Below are 22,030 nucleotides of genomic sequence, written 5' to 3' on the forward strand. Positions count from 1 at the left end.
CTTGAATGGGTTGCGGCTGCGGGTCGGTCGTCAAGCTGCTGGCCGATTATCTCGAGCGCCAGCTCCGCCCGGACCTCCGGGCGGAGCTGGAGGCGCACCTGCAGAAGTGCCCGCGGTGCGTCGCGCAGCTCCGCACCTACGAGTCCACCGTCTCGCTGCTCCGCTCGCTCCGCGACGAGGAACTGCCGCCGGATCTGCGCCTCACCGTCAGGTCGTTCATCGACGCCAAATGCCACGACAACTAGCGCCGAAGCGGGCCGTGGAGTCCGCGACGGAGATGGTGCAGGTCGTTCTGCCGAACGACGCCAATCCGCTGGGCTACATCCTCGGCGGCACGGTGATGCACCTCATCGACATCGCCGGCGCCATTGCCTGCCACCGCCACACCCGCAGCCTGCTGGTCACCGCCGCGGTCGACGGCCTGCAGTTCCTGCACCCGATCAAGGTGGGCGATCTGATCATCCTGAAGGCGCGCGTGACCGCGGCCTGGAGCACGTCGCTCGAAGTGGAAGTGGAAGTGTTCTCGGAAGAGACGCTGACCGGCGTGCGGCGGATGACCAGCCGCGCCTACCTGACGTTCGTCGCGATCGATCGCGACAACCGGCGGATCCCCATCCCGGGACTGGTGCTCGAGACCGACGAGGAGAAGCAGCGCGCCGCCGACGCCAACCGGCGCCGCGCCGAGCGGCTGCTGGCGCGCAAGGACCTCGAGTCGCGCGCGACGCCGGCGGTGATGCCGTAGACGGATCGCCCCGCCCCGCGCGCGGTGCCGCGTCAGCCGCGCCGGCCGCCGTTCACTTCTGGTAGAACTGCGCGTTCTTCGGAATGAACCCCTTCCACTTGTCCGGGGTTTCGTCGAGCGCGAAGATCGCCTCTACCGGACACGCCGGGACGCATGCGCCGCAGTCGATGCACTCGTCAGGGTGAATGAAGAGCTGCTCGACGGTGGCGAACTCGGGTTCATCCTTGCGTGGGTGGATGCAATCCACCGGACAGACGTCCACGCACGCGGTGTCCTTGGTCCCGATGCAGGGTTCGCAGATGATGTAGGCCACGGCTATAACTATATACCACCCCATGTTTACCTGGCGACGCCTCGCCGCCGCATCCCTCCTGCTCTGCGTCCCCGCGGGCGCGCGCGCGCAGCTCACCGCGAGCGGTGAAGTGACCGCGACCGCCGGCAGCCGTGACGGCGCGGCGTTCTTCAACTACACCGACTACGAACACAACGCGCTGCGCATGTTCCGGGTGTCGCTCGCGGGAATGTGGCGCGCCGGATCGCGGCTCGCGCTGCTCGGCGAGGTGCGATCCGAGGACGCGCAGCGTCTGATCCCCTATGCGGTGTACGCGCGCGTGCGCCCCTTCGCCGGCCGCCCCTTCTTCGTGCAGGCCGGCCGGATTCCGCCGGTGTTCGGCGCGTTCAGCCGCCGCAGTTACGGAACCGAGGGGAACGCGCTCATCGGCTATCCCCTCGCCTACCAGTACCTCACCTCGCTGCGCCCGGACGCGATTCCCGCGTCGGCCGACGATCTGCTGGCGATGCGGGGCCGCGGCTGGCGCGCCACCTTCCCGATCGGCTCGGCCGCGCAGGCGCCCGGCGTGCCGCTCATGAGCGCCTATCGCTGGGACACCGGCGTCGAGGCCTACGCCACCGGCCGCCGCATCGACGGCTCCGTCGCGGTGACCAGGGGAACGCTGTCGAAGCCGCGGGTGCGCGACGACAACGACGGCGTGCAGGTGTCCGGCAGGGTGGCGTGGAAGCCGATCGTCGGGCTGGTCGTCGGCGCGTCGGCGGCGCGCGGCGCGTTCCTGGCGCGTTCGGTCGCGAACCTCGGCGCCGTCCGGACGGACGGCCCGTTCACGCAGCGCGCCCTCGGCGTGGACGCGGAGTACTCGCGCGATTACTGGATCGTGCGCGGTGAAGTGATCGCCAGCCGGTGGACGCTGCCGGCGCTCGCCGCGCCGTCGCTCGACGACCCGCTCGGCGCGATCGGCGGCTTCCTCGAAGGGCGCTACCGCTTCGGCGCGCGCTATTTCGCGGCCGCCCGCGCCGATCGCCTGACCTTCTCGAAGGTCCGCGGCCAGCGGCTGTTCGGCGGCGAGCCCACCACCTGGGACGCGCCGGTGACGCGCGTCGAAGTCGGGGCGGGACTGTACCTCCGGCGCAACCTCACCGCCCGGGCGGCGGTTCAGCGCAACTGGCGCGACGGCGGGCGGATCACGGCCCGGACCTTCCTCTCCGGGCAGCTGGCGTACTGGTTCTGAATGCCGGGGCTGGCGGTGTTGCTGACTGTGGGGCTCGCCCTCGTGCTGGCCGGCGGACGTCCGGCGTCCGGCACGATCCGCGGACGCGTCGACGTGCGCGTGGAGCGCAGTCTGCGCGACGCCCGGCCCGATCCGGGCGGACTCGGCATGGGGCAGGCTCGCGATCCGGCCGAGCGCCGCAGCAGCGTCGTCTATCTCGAGACGGCGCCGCGCGCCGCCTTCGAGCCCGGCGAGGACCGGCGCGCCCGGCTCAACCAGCGCGACGAGCGGTTCGTGCCGCACGTGCTCGCCGTCGCGGCCGGCACCTGGGTCGACTTTCCGAACACCGACATGACGTACCACAACGTGTTCTCGCTCTCGAAGGGGCACGAGTTCAACCTCGGGCGCTACGCCTCCGGCCGCTCCCGCGCATGGCGCTTCGATCGGCCGGGCATCGTCCGCGTGTTCTGCGAGATCCACTCGCACATGAGCGCGTTCATCCTCGTCTTCGCGCATCGCTACTTCGCGGTGACCGACGACGACGGCCGCTACAGGATCGAGGGGGTGCCGCCCGGCACCTACACGCTGGCGGTGTGGAACGAGACACTGTCCGGTGAGCCGCCCAGACGCCAGGTCGCGATCGGCGAGTCCGGCGGCGACGTCTCTGCGGACTTCACACTGCGATGAACGTCTCCTCGCTGACCAACCGGATCTTCTTCGCGACGGCGCTGCTCGCCGTCCTGTCGATCGCGGCGGCGGTCTACATCGTCAACCGGGCGGTGACGCGGCAGGGGGATCGCGAGCTGCAGCGCGGCATCGAGGAAGCCGCCACGCTGGTCGACGAATACCGCAAGTTGAGTTTCGAGGCGTTCACCCGTGAAGCCCAGCTCATCGCCGACCTGCCGCGGCTGAAAGCCGCGGTGGATACCCGCGATCCCGAAACCGTTCTGCCGGTCGCGCGCGAGTATCAGAGCCAGATTGCCAACGCGGATCTGTTTGCCATCGCCGACAAGGACGGACGGATCCTGGCGCGCCTGGGCGGCAGCGACGTCGCCGACGAGGCGCTGGTCGCCGCAGTGACGCCGCGCGCGTCGACGGCCGCCGATCACGAGGCGTTCTGGCCGGAGCGGCAGGGCATCCTGCTGATCAAGTCGGTGCCGATCTGGATCGATCCGCAGCAGCCGGCGCTGCTCGGCACGCTGATCCTCGGCGCCAGCCTCGACAACAACCGCGCCGCCCACTTCAAGAAGCTGACCAACAGCGAGATCGCCTTCGGCGTGAACGGCGCGATTCGCGCCGCGACGCTGCCGACGCATACGTGGCCGTCGCTGGCGGCGCTCCTGTCGCGGCCGGGCGCGTCGGAACGGATCACCCTGGACGGCGAAGAGTATCTGGCGTTCGCCAACGCGCTCGGGCCGCCGGGGCCGGGCGGGCAGCCGATGAGCGTGGTGCTGCGGTCGCAGACCGAGCAGCTGCGGTTCCTCAATCAACTGCACACCCAGCTCGGCGCCACTGCGGTCGTCGCCGTCTTCCTCGCCACGCTGTTCGGCTACGCCATCGCGCGGACCGTCACCCGGCCGCTCGGCGTCGTCACGTCGACGATGCGGGAAATGGCGGCGAGCGGCGACCTCTCGCGGCGGATTCCCGTCCGCGAGGGTCAATGGCAGGACGAGGACGCGCGGCTGCTGACCACCACGTTCAACTCGATGACCGACGCCATCGAGCGCTTCCAGCGCGAGGCCACGCAGCGCGAGCGGTTGTCGTCGCTCGGCCGGCTGTCCACCGTGGTCGCGCACGAAATCCGCAATCCGCTGATGATCATCAAGACCTCGCTGCGGTCGCTCAGGCGCGAGGGGGTGCGTCCGGAGCAGGTGCAGGCCGCCGCGGGGGACATCGACGAGGAGATCACCCGGCTGAATCGCATCGTCACCGAGGTGCTCGACTTCGCGCGGCCGATCAAGTTCGAACTGGGGTCCGCCGATCTCAATGCGCTGGCGCGCGATGCGGTGCACGCCGCCGAGGCGGCGGCGGGCTGCACCGGCATCCGGCTGACGCTCGATCCCGGGATCCAGGCCGCCAATGTCGATGCCGGCCGCCTGCGGCAGGCGCTGGTCAACATCATCGGCAACGCCATCCAGGCGGTCGGCGAGGCCGGGGCGCCGGTCGACGGCCGGGTGCAGGTCCGCACCGCGCGGCTGGACGGCCGGCGGGCCGCCATTACCGTCACCGACAAGGGGGGCGGCATCCCCCCCGAGGACCTGCCGCGGATCTTCGATCCGTTCTTCACCACGCGCCGCACCGGGACCGGCATCGGTCTTGCGATCTCGCGCAACATCATCGAGGGGCTGGGCGGACGGATTGTCGTCGCCAGCGAGCGCGATCGCGGCACCGAAGTGCGCATCGAGCTGCCCCTCGACGCCGCCACCGCATGACCAGGAAAACCGGCTCGATTCTTCTCGTCGACGACGAAGCGAAGATCCGCAACGCGCTCGCGCAGGCCCTGCGCGAAGAGGGGCACGAGGTGGTCGCCGTCGGCAACCCTCGCGAGGCGCAGCGCCTGCTCGCGCGCGGGACCTTCGACGTGCTCATCGTCGACAACCTCATGCCCGAGCTCACGGGCCTCGATCTGATCCGCGAGGTGGTCACCACGACCGCCGCGAACGAACGGCCGCAGATCCTGATGATGACCGCCCACGCCACCGTCGAGAGCGCCATCGAGGCGATGAAGCTGGGCGCGCTCGACTATCTGCAGAAACCGTTCGAGATCGACGAGCTGCTCGTCGTGGTGAACCGCGCGATCGATCATCAGCGCCTGCGGACGCAGCACGGGTACCTGCTCAGCGAGCGCGACGAGGAATTCAACCAGTACGGCATCGTCGGGCGCAGCCGCCGGATTCAGGAAGTGATCCGCACGGCGGAGATGGTCGCGAAGTCGAAGAGCACCGTGCTGATTACCGGCGAAACCGGCACCGGCAAGGAGATGGTCGCTCGCGCCATCCACTTCCACAGCACCCAGCGCGAGATGCCGCTGGTGAAGGTGAACTGCGCGGCGATCCCGGAAAACCTGCTGGAATCGGAGCTGTTCGGGCATACCCGCGGCGCCTTCACCGGCGCGCTCACCAGCAAGAAGGGCAAGTTCGCCCTCGCGGACGGCGGATCGATCTTCCTGGACGAGATCGGGACGATGGCGACGGCGCTGCAGGCGAAGCTGCTGCGCGTGCTGCAGGAGCGCGAGTTCGAACCGCTCGGATCGGAGCGGAGCCACAAGGTCGACGTCCGCGTGATCGCGGCGACCAACCGGGACATCCGCCAGATGGTGGCGGACGGACGCTTCCAGGAGGATCTCTACTATCGCCTGAACGTGATCCCGATCCACATTCCGCCGCTGCGCGAGCGGCGCGAAGACATCCCGCTGCTGGTCGAGCATTTCATCCGCAAGCACGCGCAGCGCGCCGGCAAGCGGATCGAAGGGATCGAGCCCGCGGTGCTGCAGGCGCTCGAGGCCGCCGACTGGCCGGGAAACGTGCGGGAGCTCGAGAACACGGTGGAGCGGGCGGTGGTGCTCTCGCCCGGCGCGGTGATCGGGCCCGACGTGGTCCGCCTGCTCGGCGTGCAGTCGGCGGCGACTCCCGGACTGCCGTCGATGCTGCTGCGGCAGAACCTCGATTGGGCGGAACGCGAGAGCGTCCGCCGCGCGCTGGAGAGCGCCAACGGGATCAAGAAGGACGCCGCGGAGTTGATGGGCATCAGCCAGCGCGCCTTGAGCTATTACCTCGCGAAGCACCGCATCGAGTGAGGCCGCATCCGTTACGCGCCGCGTAAGCACTTTCCCAAGCCGTAAGCGCCGCGCATCTTTTCCCGCGTTTTTCGCGGCTGGCGCGGGCATCGCCTTTGCGACCACAGGACGCCAAATGACGATACGTTCACGAACTGTTCTCGCGGCGCTGCTGCTGCTCCTCGCCGGCCGTCCCGCGGCGGCCCAGACATCCGAGCCCGCTCAGGCCGCCCAACCCACCCAGCCGGCGCAGCCGGCGGAGCCCGCGACGTCCGATCCGGACCGCCGCGTCGATCCGCTGCAGCCCGATTTCAGCCTGGCGGCGTTGCCGACCACGCTGCGGGTGCCGCAAGGCAAGGGCTCGTTCCGCGTGACGCACCGCTTCACGCGCTCGCTGGGGCGCGGCGACTTCGGCGACCTGCTGAGCGACTTCTTCGGCTTCGACTCCGGCGCGCAGATCGGCCTCGAGTTCCGGTACGGGCTGCTGCCGGGAACGCAACTCGGGGTGCACCGCACCAGCGATCGCACCATCCAGATCTTCGGGCAGCAGAGTTTGCTGCGGCAGGCGCCGGACGGGCATCCGATCGGCCTCGACGCCATCGCCACGCTGGAAGGCACCAACAACCTGCGCGGCCAGCGCTCGTCGGCGATCGGGCTGCTCGTGTCACGCAAGGTCGGACGGATCGCGGCGCTGTACGCCGAGCCGATTTTCGTCGTCAACAGCAGCCCGTTCGACGAAGGGGACAACGACACCCTGATGCTGGGCCTGGGCGGGCGCGTGAGGGTCCGCCCCGCGCTGTATCTCGTCGGCGAGATCTCGCCGCGGCTCGCCGGCTACGACCCCGGCGTCAGCCAGGCGAGCTTCGGGATCGAAATGCGCTCGGGCGGGCACACCTTCCAGATCAACGTCTCGAACGGCATCGGCACGACGCTCGCGCAGGTCTCGCGCGGCGCCGTCGACAACAACTCCTGGTTCATCGGCTTCAACATCGCAAGGAAGTTCTTCTGACCATGAAACTCTTTCGCCATGCGCTCATCGGTTCGGCGGCGGCGGTCCTGATCGCGTCGTGCGGCGGCTCACCCACATCCCCCGGAGGCGCGACCGTGCGCGACGGCGGTGCCGGCGGCACGAGCGGCGCGACGGTCACCATCACGTCCGCCGGGGTCAATCCATCGACGGTCACCGTCGCCGTCGGCCAGACCGTGACCTTCGTGAACAACGACAGCCGCGCGCACGAGATTGCGTCGAACCCGCATCCGCAGCACGGCACGTGCCCGGGCATCGAGGCGGGGCTCGGCACGCTCGCGCCCGGCGCCACGCGCACGACCCGCATCTTCGCCAACAGCGGCAGCTGCGGGTATCACGATCACCTGAACGACTCGAACAACAGCCTGCGCGGCACCATCAACGTTCAATAGTCTGCCCTGGCGGCGACTTTCGATCGCCGCGCTCCCACCGGCTGGATTCTGCCCGCGGCGTCCGCGGGCGGATCTATACTTGCGCGCTCAGTCGCAGAGGGAGCAGACATCATGCGCAGCGTGCTTGCGTCGCTTGCATTCGCGGCGTGCTCCGCCGCGGTCCTCGCCCAGGTTCCCGGACGCAACGTCAACATGGTGTCGGGGACGACCTCTCCAGGCGGCGACCCGTACCTGCAGCGTCAGAACGAGCCGTCGATCGCCGCCTCGACGCGAAACCCGCTGCACCTGCTCGCCGGGGCCAACGACTACCGCACCGTCGATCTGCCCGGCCTGCCGAACAGCAACGAAACCGGCGACGCGTGGATGGGGGTGTTCAAGTCGTTCGACGGCGGCAACACGTGGCGCAGCACGCTGATCCCCGGCTACCCGCAGGATGCGGGCAGCACCTCGCCGCTCCGCGCCTACTCCGCGGCGGCGGATCCCGTCGTCCGCGCCGGCACGAACGGCCTGTTCTATTACTCAGGGATCGTGTTCGACCGCTCGACGCCGGCGAAGAGCGCGATGTTCGTGTCGCGCTTCATCGACAACAACAACCAGGAAGCGGGCGACCCGATCGTGTTCCTCGGCACGTCATTGATCGCAACCAATGACGGCACCGCGTTCATCGACAAGCCGTGGTTCGCCGTCGACGTCCCCCGCACCGGCGCGCCGACCTGCACCATCAACACGTCGCAGAAGAGCCCGACCGCCACCGATCCGAACCGGATCATCCACACCACGCAGTCGTTTCCCGGGGGCGCCGCCTACGCCGTCTTCAGCCTGATTGTCGAGACCGCCGCCGAGACCCGCTCGCAGCTGTATTTCTCGCGCTCGCTCGACTGCGGCGCGACGTGGAGCCCGCCGCAGCAGATCAGCTCGAGCGCCGATCCGATCAACCAGGGCGGGACGATGGCGATCGATCCGCGCAACGGAACCATCTATCTGGCGTGGCGGCGCTTCACCGCCGACGGCACCGACGACTCGATCATGGTGGTGCGGTCGCTGGACCAGGGCCGCAAGTGGGACCCGCCCGGACGCGCCCGCCGCTTCCCGCGCGGGAGGAAGGTCGGGCTGACCAGGGAGATCCACGGCAAGAGGTTCACCCAGCCGACGGAGCTCACCGATCTGGCGTCGCTCGATCAACGGACCGAGACCTACCAGTTCCGCACCAACGCCTATCCCTCGATGACGGTCGACGGCAGCGGCCGCGTCTACGTCGTCTGGTCGGAACGCGGCTTCGCGCCGCTCAATACCGATGCCGATGACGGCGACGCGCGGATCCTGATCGCGACCTCCACCACCGGAACGACGTGGACGGAGCCGTCCACCGTGGCGAACGACGCGCTGGCGGGACACCAGGTGATGCCCTCGCTGAGCTTTGCCGGCGGCAAGCTGATGGTCGGGTACTACGATTTCCGCGAGGACGTGTCGCTCGTGTTCCGCAAGTTCGTCGACGAGACGTCGGCGATCGCGATCGCCAACAAGCGGCACACGGTGGACGTCCGCGCCGCGATGGCGGATCCTGCGGCGGCGCCGGCGTTCCATCCCTCGGTCCGCGTGTCGGAATACCTGATGGGCAGCCGCCCCGGCGCCGGGCCGCGGCCGGTCGAGCAGCTGCAGTTCAACCCGCCGAACCTGAAGCTGTTCAAGCTCGGGACGGTGCCGTTCATCGGCGATTACATCGACCTCGCGCCGTCGCCGTCGTTCGTGCCCGCCGCAGGAGGCGGGTGGGCGTTCAACACCGCGCCCGCGAGCTCGCCGCTGTTTCACCTGGTGTGGACCGACAACCGCGACGTGGTGCCTCCGGCGAACGGCGACTGGACGTCGTATACGCCGCCGGGGTCGACCGGCGGCCCCAGCTCGTTCGATCCGACGCAGACGCTGCCCGTGTGCATGCCGGGACGGGAGGGCATGCGCAACCAGAACATCTACACGGCGCGGATCACCGGCGGCCTCGTCGCCGGATCGCCGGGCAACACCAAACCGCTCAGTCCGCTGCTGCCCCGCGCGTTCGTGGTGTTCGCGCAGAACGCGACCGACGTCTCCCGCAGCTTCCGCCTGACGATCGAGAACCAGCCGGCCGGTGGCCGCGCGTCGTTCCTCGAGACACCGCTGCCGCCCTACGACGCGCAATCGCCGCCGCCGCTGACGATCCTCGACGTCATCGTGCCGGCCCGCTCGACGGTGGCGCGCAACGTCTACGTCACGTCCACGGATCCGCACGCGCAGGTCCGCGTAGCGGTGAAGGAGACGGGCGCCAGCGGCCAGGAGCTGCCCTCCGGCCTCGGCAGCACCGTCATCCTCAATCCCGACATCAGCAACCCTGACATCAGCAACCCGGACATCAGCAATCCGGACATCAGCAATCCCGACATCTCGAACGCCGAAGTAGCGAACCCCGACATCTCGAACCCGGACATCTCCAATCCGGACATCAGCAACCCTGATATCAGCAACCCGGACATCAGCAATCCGGACATCAGCAACCCCGACATCTCGAACGTGCAGGTCGCGAATCCGGACATCAGCAACCCGGATATCAGCAATCCGGACATCAGCAACCCGGACATCAGCAACCCCGACATCAGCAACCCCGACATCAGCAATCCGGATATCTCGAATCAGTCGCTGACCGACACGTCGTGGACCGTCACCAACAACGGCAATACGACGACGTCCTACTCGGTGCAGCTGCTGTTGAACGGCGCGCAGCCGGCGCCGGACCAGGTCGCGATCCAGCTGGTCCTGCACAAGGTGTACACCACGCCGGTGGCTGTGAACTGCACGCTCGCCCTGCACGCGCACAACGTGCTGCTGGCCAACATCACGCGTCCGCGGTTCCTGACCTCGACACAGCCTGGCGATCCCAACGTGCAGGATCCCAGTGCGGCCAACGCGACGCTGTGGCTCGCGCCGGGTGAGACGGCGAAGATCACGCTGCGGGTGATGGACAAGAACCTGTCGGACGGCATCACGTTCGACGCCGTGCAGCAGGTGACGCCGGCCGTGGTCGCGCAGGCGCTCGACGTCAGCCTGGTCAACGGCACGCTCGTCGTCGCCCCCGCCGTCGAAGTCGCCGTGCCTCCGGCGATCGACATCGCGTTCGGCGCGCTGCCGCAGAACGCCGCCGCGGGAGCCGCCCTCGGCCAGGTCGGCGTCACGGTGACGGACCCGCAGGGAGCCGTCGTCCCCGGCGTGGTCGTCGCGCTCTCGGTGCACACCGTCCCCGGCGACGCGCAGGTCGGACCGACGCTGAACGCCGTCAGCAACGCGAGCGGCCAGGCGGTGTTCAACCTCAGCCCGCTGCCCGCCGGCCGCTACCGCCTCGAGGCGGTGGTGCAGGCGATCGGCTATCCGCTGACGACCGGGTTCAGCGACTCGTTCGTGATCTACCCGGGTGTCCTGCAGTGGGCCGTCGACGCCGGCGGCAACGGCAACTACTACGAGTACGTGCGCGACGGCGGGCTGACCTGGGAGGCGGCGCGGACCGCGGCGGCGGCGCGCTCGCACGCGGGGTTCAGCGGGCGGCTGGTCACCGTGACGAGCGCCGCCGAGAACGCCTTCGTGAACGCCCTGCGCGGCGAGGGAGATCTGCGCGCCTGGATCGGCATGCACGATCCGGACGGCAGCGGCGACGCCGGCTTCGCGTGGATCAGCGGCGAGCCGCTCACCTACACGAACTGGGCCGCGGGCGAACCGGACAATCCCGGCACCGAGTTCTTCGTCGAGATGTCCGCCGACGGCACCTGGAAGAACAGCGTCGCGCTCGACGGCGCCCTGCCGACGCTCGGCTACCTCGTCGAATATGCGGTCACCGGTTCGACCTTTACCGTGACCAGCACCGCTGACGCGGGCGCGGGCACCCTGCGCCAGGCGCTTCTCGACGCGAACGCGAACGGCGCCTCGAAGGACGCGATCGTGTTCGACATTCCGGACGCGGGTCCGCACATCATCTCGCTCAGCACCCCGCTGCCCTTCATCACGCAGCCGGTCGGCATCGACGGGACGACGCAGCCGGGCTACTCGGGCGTCCCGCTCGTCTTCATCGACGGCGCGGATGCGGGACCGGCGCCGGGCCTGCGGGTCGAGGCGGCGAGCACGGAGATTCGACGGATCGGCATCATCGGGTTCACTGCCGGCCCCGGCATCCAGCTCTGGACCGGCGGCAATGCCGTCGTCCGCGGCAACTACATCGGACTGACCGGCACGGGTCTCGCGACCGGCAACCAGATCGGCATCGACGTGCACGGCGCGGGGCACCAGATCGGCGGCAACGGCGCCGAGGATCGGAACGTGATCTCGGGCAACAACCTCGGCATCTTCCTGCAGTCCGATTCGGGCGGCGCGACGATCATCGGCAACTACATCGGCACCAGTCCGAACGGGACGTCGGCGGTGCCGAACATCACCGGCATTCTGGCCGACGACACCAGCGGCCACGCGATCGGCGGCGGGGCGCCGGCTGACGGCAACCTGATTTCGGGCAACGGAGACGTCGAAATCCAGGGCAACGGCATCATGCTGACCAACGCCAGCGGAAACAGCATCCGCGGCAACCTGATCGGCGTCGCCGCCGACGGCACGACGGCGCTGCCGAACACCGGCAACGGCATCCGCGCCACCGGGGCGTCGGACAACAACACCCTGGAAACCAACACGATCGCCTTCAACCTGCGGAACGGGGTCGAGCTGAACGGCGTGGGCAACGCGGTGAAGCTCAATTCGATCTTCGGCAACGGCCTGCTCGGGATCGATCAGGGGGGCGGCGGCGTGACCGCGAACGACGCGGGCGAGGCCGACGGCATCCAGAACTACCCGGTGCTCACGTCGGCGCAGGCGCTGCCTGGCAGCTTCCGGGTCACCGGCACGTTCAGCAGCAGCGCGTCGACACTGTTCGAGATCCGCTTCTTCGACAACGCGACGTGCGATCCGTCCGGGTTCGGCGAAGGGCAGCGGCAGGTGGGCGTGACCGACTTCCCCACCAACGCGGACGGCAACGGCGTGTTCGACATCACGTTCCCGTTCGCCGTGCCGGCGGGGCGGGCGCTCGTGGCGACGGCGCGCAACTGGGCCTCCAGCAACACGTCGGAGTTCTCCCAGTGCGTGATCGTACAGTCACCGGAGCCGCCGGCCCCGGGCGGCGCCGTGCGCTAGCCAGCTGTGATCCATCGATGCGCACCCCTTCCGGGTCTCAGCGCAACCGGCGGCGGGCGTCGGCCACCAGCCGCTGCTCGTCGCCATCCTTCTTGACCTCGAGGAACCGGCGGAACGACTCGGCGGCGCCGCGATCGTTCTTCATGCCTTCGCGCACCAGGCCCATGTAGTAGTGGACCGGCGGCAGGAGCCGGTACGTGGGGATCTCGTCGAGGAACGCGGCGGTCACTTCGCCGAGCCTCTTGCCCAGGCACAGATCGAACTCGGACTCTGCTTCGGTGAATCGTTCTGCCGCCAGGTACGCGCGTCCCAGCGCGTAGCGGCCGAGCCACGAGTCGCCGAGTTTCTGCGCCTGATTCAGGTGATCCAGGGCGGCGCGCGCGTCGCCGTTCCGCAGCGCGATCTCGCCGTCGAGCAGGAACCCGTACATGCGCGGATCGCTGTCGATGTGCGTCCGCAGGGTGGTGGCGATCGCCGAGGCCTGCGGCCGTCGTGCCTGCGCGAGGATCTGCCCGGCGAGGAAGGTCACGACCGGATCGTTCTTCCCCCCCTCGCTTTGTGCCGCGGCGAGCGCGCTGGCCGCAGCCGCGGACTCGTTCCCCTGGGCGAACTGCGCCTCGGCGAGCGTGACCAGCCGCCGCGGATCCGCCGGCGAGGCTCCGTCGCGTGTCAGGACGGCGATCGCGTCCGCGATCCGCCCGCGATACAACGCGAGGTCGGCGAGTCCGGCGACCGCGAACGTCCGTCCGGCGGCAATGCCGTCCAGCTGTTTCCACGTCCCCTCGGCCTCGCCGATCTGGCCGCGTCCGAACTGCGCCATCGCCAGCGCCACGAGGGCCTTCACGTAGTCCGGCTTGAGCGCCAGCGCCGCGCGCGCTTCCCGCTCCGCGCCGTCGAAATCTCCCGCGTACATCATGAACAGCGCGACGTTGTTGCGGCGGATGACGTTCTTCGGATAGATGCCCGCGGCGCGCTTCCCGAGCTCCACCGCCTCGGCCATGCGGCGCTCGTAGACGCGGTTCACCGCCAGGTTCGCCAGCGCCGCCGTGTCTGCCGGATACTTGTCGACCAGCGTCTGCAGTTCCTCGTTCGCTTTCGCCGAATTGCGGATCATCAGGTAGTACCCGCCGCGGGTGCGCAGCCGCTCGCGTTCGGTCATCCGATCGGTGTGCTTCATCGCCTCCTTGTAGTAGTCGATGGCCTGCTCGCGGCGGCCGGCGTTGAAATGAAGCGCCGCCAGGCCCGAGTAGGCCCGCCCCAGCTCGGGATCGAGCGCGATCGCTTTCTCGTACTCGGCGATCGCGGCCTCGGTGTCGCCGGCCCAGTTCCGCTCCTGCGCCCTGGCGTAGGCCTGGGCCGCTTCGATGCTCTTCGCGGTGAAGGTTTCCGCATCGGCGGCGCTGGCGGTCCGATCGCCGAGCGCCGAGCGGACCTGCGCCGCGCCGCGGCCCACCGCCGCGAGCACCTCCGCCTTGGATGCCACGTCGGTGTTCCACTCCATCAACGGCCGGGCGTCCGCCGGGTCCAGCACCTTCAGCTCGAGCCGGTAGCGCCGGCCGTCGGGCGAGGAGATCGCGCCGGCGACGATGCGGTCGATCCCCTCGCGCGTCGAGACCAGCCGCGCCACGTCTTCGGTGAGCGTCCTGTCAGGGGCGATCTCGCGCGCCACCCGCAGCGCGTCGCGCCGCGGAAACGCGGTGATGAACGACGTGCCTTCGATCCCGACGGCCATCGCCTGTTCGAGCAGTCCCTCGAACTGCTCCTCCCCGGCGCGGTTGTCGAAGTTCGCGACGAGGATCGACAGCGGCTTGGGCGGCGCCGCCGGCGCGGCCGGCCGCCGCGAGCCCAGCATCGACCAGCCGGCGAGCGCCAGCGCGACCAGCGCCAGCCCGAGCGCCAGCGGCGCGAGCAGCGAACGCGACGGCGCTCGTGCCGTCAGCGCCGGATGCCCGTCCGCCGTCAAACCGTCGAGCGCAGCCAGGAGATCCGACGTGCGCTGGTAGCGCTTGTCCGGCGACGGCTCGACCGAGCGCGCAACGATCTGCTCGACCGCCTCGGGGATCGCCGGATCGAGCTGCCGCAGCGCGGGCGGTCCGTGCTGCATGCGCGACATGATCTCGGACATGGGATTGCCGCGCGTCAACCGCTGCCGTCCGGTCAGCATGTCGTAGAGCATCAGGCCGAAGGCGTAGATGTCGGCGCGCGGATCGACCGGCTGTCCCTGCGCCTGCTCCGGCGCCATGTACTCCAGCGTGCCGACCACCGCGCCGAGCGCCGTGGCGGTGGCGGTCCCGCTGATCGATCGCGAGATCCCGAAGTCCATGATCAGCGCGGTGCCGTCGGCCGCCAGCATGATGTTCTCGGGCTTGAGATCGCGGTGGATGACGCCGGCCTCGTGCGCGGCGGCGAGCCCTGCGGCGACCTGCCGCGCGATGTGCAGCGCCTCGGGAACCGGCAGCGTGCCGCGCCGGCGCAGCGCCGCCGCCAGATCCTCCCCCTCGACGAACGGCATCGTCAGATACTTGATGCCGTCGCGCTCGCCGAGATCGTGGATGCGGACGACGTTGCGGTGCGTGACGTTGCGGGCGAGAACGAGCTCGCGCTTGAAGCGCCGTTCGATTTCCGCCGCGCCGGCCGGATCGCCGAGCGCCTCCGGCCGGATCACTTTGACGGCGACGGCGACGTTCAGCTCGCTGTCCCAGGCCTGATAGACGACCCCCATGCCGCCCGCACCGAGCACGCGGATGATGTGGTAGCGCGAACCGAAGGGCTGGCCGACGGCGAGCGGGCCGACCTGGGGACTGGAGACGCGGATGCCGGATGTGCCGTCTCCTGCCGTCGTTTCAGCCTCGCCTGCCATGGGGATGGTGCGTGCGTATTATGGACCCATTCCGCACCACCCGCCAGCGCGGGCCCTACCTGCCGGTGAACTTCGGCTTGCGCTTCTCGAGGAACGCGGCGGTCCCTTCGAGCTTGTCGTCGGAGGCGTAGCAGATGGCCTGCGCCAGCGTTTCGATCAGCAGCCCGGAGTCCATGTCGACGCGCGCGGACGCGTTGAGCGCGACCTTCGCCAGCCGCGCGGCGAGCGGCCCCTGGCGCAGCACCTTCTTCGCCAGCTCGCGCGCCCGGATCTGCAGCTGCCCCGGCGGCGCGATGGCGGTGACGAGCCCGATCTCGAGCGCCTGTTTCGCGTCGATGATGTCGCCGGTCAGGATCAGATGGCGGGCACGGCCCATGCCGATGATCCGCGGCAGGCGCTGCGTGGCGCCGGCGCCGGGAATGATGCCGAGTCCCAGCTCGGGCTGGCCGAACTTCGCGGTGTCGGCGGCGATGCGCAGGTCGCACGCGAGCGCGAGCTCGCAGCCGCCGCCGAGCGCGTAGCCGTTGATCGCGGCGATCGTCGGCCGCGGAAAGCGCTCGATCTCGGAGAACAGCGACGAGTTGATCGCGGCGAGCCCTTCGTCGCGTCCGCGCGCGCGGATGTCGTTGATGTCCGCCCCCGAGACGAACGCCGCGTCGCCCGCGCCGGTGATGATCAGCACCGCGGCATCGCGGTTGGCGGCGAGCGTCTGCAGCGCCGCGCGCATCTCGTCGACGGTCGCCAGGTCGAGCGCGTTCTTGACCTCGGGACGGTCGATGACGACGGTCGCGATCGACTCCGAGATGTCGACCCTAATACTCATACACGCCCTTTCCGACCTTGCGCCCCAGCCGTCCCGCCTTCACGTACTGCGCGAGCAGGGGGCACGGCCGGTACTTCTCGCCCAGGCTGCGGTGCAGGTATTCGAGGATGCTGAGCCTTGTGTCGAGGCCCACCAGATCGACCAGCTCGAAGGGGCCCATCGGATGGTTCAGTCCGAGCTTGAGCGCCTTGTCGATGTCGCGCGCCGAGGCGACCCCTTCCATCAGCATGTAGAACGCCTCGTTGCCGATGCTGGCGTTCACCCGCGTGGTGATGAAGCCGGGGGATTCGCGCACCATCACGGTCTCCTTGCCCATCGCCCGCGCCACCTGCTCGATCGTCGCCAGCGTATCCGGCGTGCTCTCGAGCGCCTGCACGATCTCGACGAGCTTCATCCGATGGACCGGATTGAAGAAGTGCATGCCGGCGACCCGGCCCGGGGTCATCAGCGATCCGGCCAGCTCCGTGATGCTGAGCGCCGAGGTATTCGACGCGATCACCGCCGGCGCCGGTGCGAGCTGCTCGATCTGCGCGAACAGCGACAGCTTCAGGTCGATCTTCTCCGGCGCCGCCTCGATTACCAGGTCGGCGTCCTGCACCGCCTCGCCCAGATCCGACGTCGACGTCAAGCGCTGGAGCATCGCCGCGGCGTCACCGGGCGCGGCTTTCCCCAGCTCGACGCTCCTGCGCACGATGGACTCGATCGCCGCCGCGCCTTTCGCCACGGCTGCGCCGCTGACGTCGTACATGCGCGTGCGGTAGCCGCCGGCGATTGCCGCATGCGCGATGCCGTGCCCCATCGTCCCGGCCCCGAGCACTGCGATCGTCCTGATCTGCATTACTGATCCGTCCGCCTGACGGCGGACGCCACCTGCGCCAGCGTGTCCATCGCGCGATCGATCTCCGCCTCGGTATTGTAGAAGTGCGGCGCCATGCGGATCCCGGCGCCGGGCCGGTAGTCGACGATGACGCCGTGGCGGATCAACTCGTCGGCCGCGCGCGCCGCATCGGGAACGTCGAGAATCACCGATCCGCCGCGCTCGCGATCGTCGAGCGGCGTGTTGAGCCGGTATCCGGCGGCCGTCGCGGCGGCGAGGATCCGGCGGGTCAGGCGCAGGGAGCGCTCCCTGATCGCGGGCACGCCGATGGCGGCGACGATCTCGTAGCCGGCGCGCGCCGAATACAGCGACGGCACGTTCGGCGTGCCGCTCTGGAACCGTTCGGGGCTGCCGGCGTAGCGGATCGGTCCGGCCGCGAACGCGAACGGCGTCTCGTGCGCCGCCCATCCGGCGAACGCCGGCTCCAGCCGGTCGGCGAGATCCGGACGGACGTAGAGGTACCCGGCGCCCGGGCCGCCGCACAACCACTTCACCGAGCCGCCGACGGCGAAGTCGGCGTTCCACTCGCCGATCGCCAGGGGCACCGTGCCGGCCGCCTGATACACGTCCAGGATCACACGCGCGCCGACGCGGTGCGCCTTGTCGATCACGGCCTGCGCGTCCGTGATCGCCGCGCTCTTGAAGAGCACCAGCGACAGCGGCACCAGGACGGTCCGCTCGTCGATGGCGTCGAGGAAGCGCTGCAGGTCCAGCCGGATCGGATCGCTCGCCGGCACGTAGACGATCTCGGCGCCATAGCGCCGGAAGCCCTCGAACAGGTAGTGGTTGGACGGAAACTCCTGCTCGGTCATGACGATCCGGCGGCGCGGTCCGTCGTAGGCGAAGCACGACGCGACGATCGCCTGCGCCACCGTCACGTTCTGGTGCATCGAGATCGTGTTCGGCGCCACGCCGAGCATCGGCGCCAGCAGGTTCCCGGTGTCGCGTCCGATCTCCCACCAGCCCTCGTGCCACGCGCGCACGCCGCGGGACGACCAGGTGTCGGCGAACTGCTGCAGGTAGTCCGCGGCCTTGCGCGGCATCGCCCCCAGCGAATGGCTGACCAGATAGGTGCAGGTGTCGAGGATCGGGAATTCGCGCCGCCAGCGAACGACGTCGCCGTCCGTCATGCTCACAGGTTCAGATCGACCCAGACCGACTTGACCTGCGTGTAGTGCTCGAGCGCGTGCGCGCTCATTTCGCGGCCGAAGCCGCTCGCCTTGTAGCCGCCGAACGGCGCGGCGGTGTCGTAGACGTTGTAGGTGTTGATCCAGACCGTGCCCGCCTGCAGCTTGCGCGCGACGTAGTGCGCCTTCTTCACGTCGCGCGTCCATACCGCGGCGGCCAGGCCGTACTGCGATTCGTTCGCCTTGGCGATCGCTTCGTCGAGATCGGCGAACTCGATCGTCGCGAGCACCGGCCCGAAGATCTCCTCGCGGGCGATCGTCATCCCGGACGTGACCTTGTCGAACACCGTCGGCTGGAAGAAGTAGCCCTTGCCGGTGCCGATGTCGGCGCGCGCCCCGCCGGCGACCAGCGCTGCGCCTTCCTGCCGGGCGACGTCCACGTACCGCTGCACGGTCTCGAGCTGCTTCTTCGACGCCAGCGCGCCGTACCGCGTCTTGGGATCGAGCGGATCGCCGGCGACCATCTTCCTGGTCCGCGCGGCCAGCTTCTCCATGAACTCGTCCTTGATCGCCCGATCCACCAGCAGGCGCGATCCGGCCGCGCACACTTCCCCCTTGCCGTAGAAAATGCCGGTCGTCGCGCCGCGCAGCGCCGCATCGACGTCGGCGTCGGAGAGGACGATGTTCGGCGACTTGCCGCCCAGCTCCAGCGTGATCTTCTTCAGCGTGTCGGCGGCCGCGCGCATGATGCCCTTGCCGGTGTTGGTGTCGCCGGTGAACGCGATCTTGTCGATGCCCGGGTGCTCGACGATCGCCTGCCCGACCGACGATCCCGGCCCGGTGATCACGTTGAGCACCCCGGGCGGCAATCCGACTTCGACGGCGATCTCGCCGAGCGCGATCGCCGTCAGCGGCGTCTGGCTCGCCGGCTTCAGGATCACGACATTGCCGGTGGCGAGCGCCGGCGCCACCTTCCACGCCGCGAGCAGCAGCGGGAAGTTCCACGGCACGATCGCGGCGACGACGCCGAGCGGCTCGCGGAGCGTGTAGGTGAGATGGTTGCCCTTGACCGGGATGGTCTCCCCCATCACCTTGTCGGCCCAGCCGGCGTAATACTCGAAGCACTCGGCGGAGGCGGGGATCTCGATCTGCCGCGATTCGAAGATCGGCTTGCCGTTGTGCAGCGTCTCGAGACGGGCGACGTCGTCGGCGCGCTCCATCAGGCGGTCGGCGAGGCGGCTGACGAGGCGGCCGCGCTCGCGCGCCGACATCCTGCCCCACGGGCCGTTCAGCGCGGCGCGCGCCGCCGCGACCGCCGCGTCGACGTCGTCCTTGCCGGCGGAGGCGACCGTGGCGATCACCTCCTCGGTCGCGGGGTTGATGACCTCCATGGTCTTGCCGGTGGAGGCGTCGCGCCACTCGTTGTTGATGAGCAGCTTGTGGGACATCAGTGCGGTCGGCAACTGGCTACCTCGCGTCGTTACTGATCTATTTTCCTGTAAACGCAGGCTTGCGTTTCTCGAGGTTCGCCGAGATGCCTTCACGGGCGTCGTCGCTCTGGAAGAGCAGCTGCTGCAGCTCGCGCTCGAGGGACAGTCCTTCGACAAAGCCCGCCTCGGCGCCGGACTGCACGGCGCGCTTCATCCGGCCGACCGCCCGGCTGGCGGCGTTCGGCGGGGTGAACTGGCGCGCGTAGTGAAGGACGGCGTCGAGGAAGCTGCGGCCGTTCAGCTCCGCATCGCCCCAGACCGACGTTACGATCCCCAGCGCGTGCGCCTCGTCCATCGTCATCAGCCGTCCGGTGGCCATCAACTCGATGGCGCGTGCCTTGCCGACGAGCCGGGCGAGGCGCTGCGTTCCGCCGGTGCCTGGCAGCACGCCGAGCGCCACCTCCGGCAGACCGATCTTCCCTGCGTCCCTGCGGGCGATGCGGAGATCGGCGGCCATCGCGACCTCGAGGCCGCCGCCGACGGCGTGCCCGTTGAGCGCGGCGATGACGAGCTTCGGCGTGTGCTCGAGGCGGCTCAGCGTCTCGTTGGCGTGGAGGCAGAAGTAGTACTTGAACTCGGGATCGGCGTCCTTGAGCATGGCGAGGTTGGCGCCGGCGCAGAAGAACCGGTCGCCGGCGCCGATCAGCACGATGACGTGAACGTGCGGATCCATCCGCGCCGCCAGCACCGCGGCGTCGAGCTCCAGCATCATCTCGTAGGAGTAGGTGTTGGCCGGCGGCTCGTTCAACGCGAGCACGGCGACGGCGTCGCTGATCGTGACATCCACTTTGCGCATGGCTACATTTCCGTGCGCACGTATTCGAAGTTGACCGGCTGCCCTTTCACTCCCCGCTGGGGCGGCGCGATGTAGTTGGCGAACTTGCCGGGCTCGTAGATCGGCTCGGCCTGGATGCTGAGGAGGTATTCGCGATCCTGCGCGGACGGCAGCCACTCGTGCCGGCGCCGCCCCCACTCGGCGTCCGAGAGCTGCTGACCGCGCGGGTCGAAGTGGACGGACGAGAACATGCCGATGCCGCGGTTGAACTTGCGATCCGGCAGCCGCAGGCGATCGGAGAAGCCGTGGCGCTCGAGGATCCTGTTCCACCGCGTGACGCCGGCCTGGCAGTCGCCGACGTACCAGTCGCGCAGCACTTCGTTCATCGCGGTGCGCATCGGGATGTGACGCCGCTCCAGCCGGCCGTCCGCCAGCATGTCGAGCTCGTACAGCGCTTCCGTCACCTTGTGGTCGTCCCACTTCTCCTCGTAGGCGCGTCCCTTGAGGCCGTTCGCGAAGTACGACGCGGCGTTGGTCGACACCTCGTTGCCGTGCAGATCGAGGCTGAGGCTGAACCACAGGTTGATGAACTTCTGGATCGTCTCCAGATCGATGCCGCCGAGCTTCCGCACGTCGCCGGAGAAGCCGGACTGCCGGGTCAGCTGGCAGGTGCGCTCGATGATGCGCGCCACGCCGGTCTCGCCGACGAACATGTGGTGGGCTTCTTCCGTCAGCATGAAGCGCGTCGTCCGCGACAGCGGATCGAGCGAGCTCTCCGAGAGCGACAGCAGCTGTGACTTGCCGTCACGATCGGTGAACATCGTGAACATGAAGAAGTCGAGCCAGTTGTCGATCGGCTCGTTGAAGGCGTCGAGGATGCGCGGCTTGTCGCGGTTGCCGCTCTGGCGCTCGAGGAGCTCCTCGGCTTCGTCGCGGCCGTCGCGCCCGAAGTACGAGTGCAGCAGGTAGACCATCGCCCACAGATGGCGCCCCTCTTCGACGTTGACCTGGAACAGGTTGCGGAGATCGTACAGGCTCGGGCAGCGCTGACCGAGCCACCGCTGCTGCTCGACGCTCGCCGGCTCCGTGTCTCCCTGCGTCACCACCAGGCGGCGCAGCTGGTTGCGGAACTCGCCGGGCACCTCCTGCCAGACCGGGTTCCCCATGAAGTCGCCGAAGCCGATGCGGCGATCGTGAACCGGATCCGCGAGAAAGATGCCCCAGCGATACTCGGGCAGCTTCACGTACTCGAAGTGCGCCCATCCGGACGGATCGACGCTCACCGCCGTGCGGACGTAGACCTGGTGGTAGTCCTGGAATCCCTGCGGACCCATGTCCCGCCACCATTGAATGTATTTCGGCTGCCAGTGCTCCAGCGCCCGCTGCAGCCGCTTGTTGCTCGAGAGACCGACGTTGTTGGGGATGCGCTCCGCAGAGATCATGATTC

17 protein-coding genes are annotated in these 22,030 nt (G+C 69.1%); 9 read left to right on the top strand and 8 right to left on the bottom strand.

All coding sequences use genetic code 11. The features are described 5' to 3' along the window. Positions 1–5 precede the first annotated feature (5 nt). Both VFK57_23965 and VFK57_23970 read left to right on the top strand, forming a co-directional pair. Positions 6–245: a zf-HC2 domain-containing protein gene (locus VFK57_23965; protein ID HET7698795.1), complete on the top strand. Its 240-nt coding sequence runs from the start codon at positions 6–8 to the stop codon at positions 243–245. Between the two features lie 14 nt (positions 246–259). After that, on the top strand, positions 260–742 hold the full coding sequence (locus VFK57_23970) for a hotdog domain-containing protein (GenBank protein ID HET7698796.1): 483 nt from the start codon (positions 260–262) through the stop codon (positions 740–742). Between the two features lie 52 nt (positions 743–794). Here VFK57_23970 and VFK57_23975 read toward each other — a convergent pair whose 3' ends face one another. After that, positions 795–1,055 (bottom strand): ferredoxin family protein, encoded by a 261-nt coding sequence (locus VFK57_23975; GenBank protein ID HET7698797.1) that lies wholly within the window; start codon positions 1,053–1,055, stop codon positions 795–797. 22 nt (positions 1,056–1,077) lie between these two features. On the opposite strand from VFK57_23975, the gene VFK57_23980 reads away from it, so the two are divergent. From VFK57_23980 to VFK57_24010, 7 genes are all read left to right on the top strand, one after another. After that, positions 1,078–2,265 (top strand): hypothetical protein, encoded by a 1,188-nt coding sequence (locus tag VFK57_23980; GenBank protein ID HET7698798.1) that lies wholly within the window; start codon positions 1,078–1,080, stop codon positions 2,263–2,265. Then, positions 2,266–2,931 carry a carboxypeptidase regulatory-like domain-containing protein gene (locus tag VFK57_23985; protein ID HET7698799.1) on the top strand — a complete coding sequence of 222 codons (666 nt, stop codon included), beginning with the start codon at positions 2,266–2,268 and terminating at the stop codon, positions 2,929–2,931. Next, the gene (locus tag VFK57_23990; protein HET7698800.1) at positions 2,928–4,676 is read left to right on the top strand and encodes an ATP-binding protein; all 1,749 of its coding nucleotides are present in this window, start codon (positions 2,928–2,930) and stop codon (positions 4,674–4,676) included. Before VFK57_23985 ends, VFK57_23990 begins: the two co-directional genes overlap by 4 nt. Then, positions 4,673–6,040 carry a sigma-54 dependent transcriptional regulator gene (locus VFK57_23995; GenBank protein ID HET7698801.1) on the top strand — a complete coding sequence of 456 codons (1,368 nt, stop codon included), beginning with the start codon at positions 4,673–4,675 and terminating at the stop codon, positions 6,038–6,040. Before VFK57_23990 ends, VFK57_23995 begins: the two co-directional genes overlap by 4 nt. Before the next feature lie 115 nt (positions 6,041–6,155). Next, on the top strand, positions 6,156–7,028 hold the full coding sequence (locus VFK57_24000; GenBank protein ID HET7698802.1) for a DUF5777 family beta-barrel protein: 873 nt from the start codon (positions 6,156–6,158) through the stop codon (positions 7,026–7,028). A 2-nt stretch (positions 7,029–7,030) separates the two neighbouring features. Beyond that, complete coding sequence (locus VFK57_24005) at positions 7,031–7,438, top strand: hypothetical protein (GenBank protein ID HET7698803.1); 408 nt, start codon at positions 7,031–7,033, stop codon at positions 7,436–7,438. Between the two features lie 111 nt (positions 7,439–7,549). Beyond that, on the top strand, positions 7,550–12,631 hold the full coding sequence (locus VFK57_24010) for a lectin-like protein (protein ID HET7698804.1): 5,082 nt from the start codon (positions 7,550–7,552) through the stop codon (positions 12,629–12,631). Between the two features lie 37 nt (positions 12,632–12,668). Here VFK57_24010 and VFK57_24015 read toward each other — a convergent pair whose 3' ends face one another. The 7 genes from VFK57_24015 to boxB are packed head-to-tail and all read right to left on the bottom strand — an operon-like array spanning position 12,669 to position 22,025. Continuing rightward, on the bottom strand, positions 12,669–15,491 hold the full coding sequence (locus VFK57_24015) for a protein kinase (protein ID HET7698805.1): 2,823 nt from the start codon (positions 15,489–15,491) through the stop codon (positions 12,669–12,671). A 55-nt stretch (positions 15,492–15,546) separates the two neighbouring features. Continuing rightward, on the bottom strand, positions 15,547–16,314 hold the full coding sequence (locus VFK57_24020) for an enoyl-CoA hydratase-related protein (protein HET7698806.1): 768 nt from the start codon (positions 16,312–16,314) through the stop codon (positions 15,547–15,549). Further along, entirely contained in the window at positions 16,304–17,152 is an 849-nt protein-coding gene (locus VFK57_24025) for a 3-hydroxyacyl-CoA dehydrogenase NAD-binding domain-containing protein (protein ID HET7698807.1), read from the bottom strand. The genes VFK57_24020 and VFK57_24025 overlap by 11 nt, the downstream gene beginning before the upstream one ends. After that, complete coding sequence (locus VFK57_24030) at positions 17,152–18,321, bottom strand: aminotransferase class V-fold PLP-dependent enzyme (protein ID HET7698808.1); 1,170 nt, start codon at positions 18,319–18,321, stop codon at positions 17,152–17,154. Before VFK57_24030 ends, VFK57_24025 begins: the two co-directional genes overlap by 1 nt. A gap of 2 nt (positions 18,322–18,323) precedes the next feature. Next, positions 18,324–19,766 (bottom strand): aldehyde dehydrogenase family protein, encoded by a 1,443-nt coding sequence (locus VFK57_24035; protein HET7698809.1) that lies wholly within the window; start codon positions 19,764–19,766, stop codon positions 18,324–18,326. Positions 19,767–19,806: 40 nt separating this feature from the next. Then, the gene (locus VFK57_24040) at positions 19,807–20,604 is read right to left on the bottom strand and encodes an enoyl-CoA hydratase-related protein (protein ID HET7698810.1); all 798 of its coding nucleotides are present in this window, start codon (positions 20,602–20,604) and stop codon (positions 19,807–19,809) included. A gap of 2 nt (positions 20,605–20,606) precedes the next feature. Next, complete coding sequence (boxB, locus tag VFK57_24045) at positions 20,607–22,025, bottom strand: benzoyl-CoA 2,3-epoxidase subunit BoxB (protein HET7698811.1); 1,419 nt, start codon at positions 22,023–22,025, stop codon at positions 20,607–20,609. Between the last annotated feature and the right edge of the window lie 5 nt (positions 22,026–22,030).

The organism is Vicinamibacterales bacterium (assembly GCA_035699745.1).
In the GTDB taxonomy this organism is placed as follows: Bacteria; Acidobacteriota; Vicinamibacteria; order Vicinamibacterales; family 2-12-FULL-66-21; genus JAICSD01.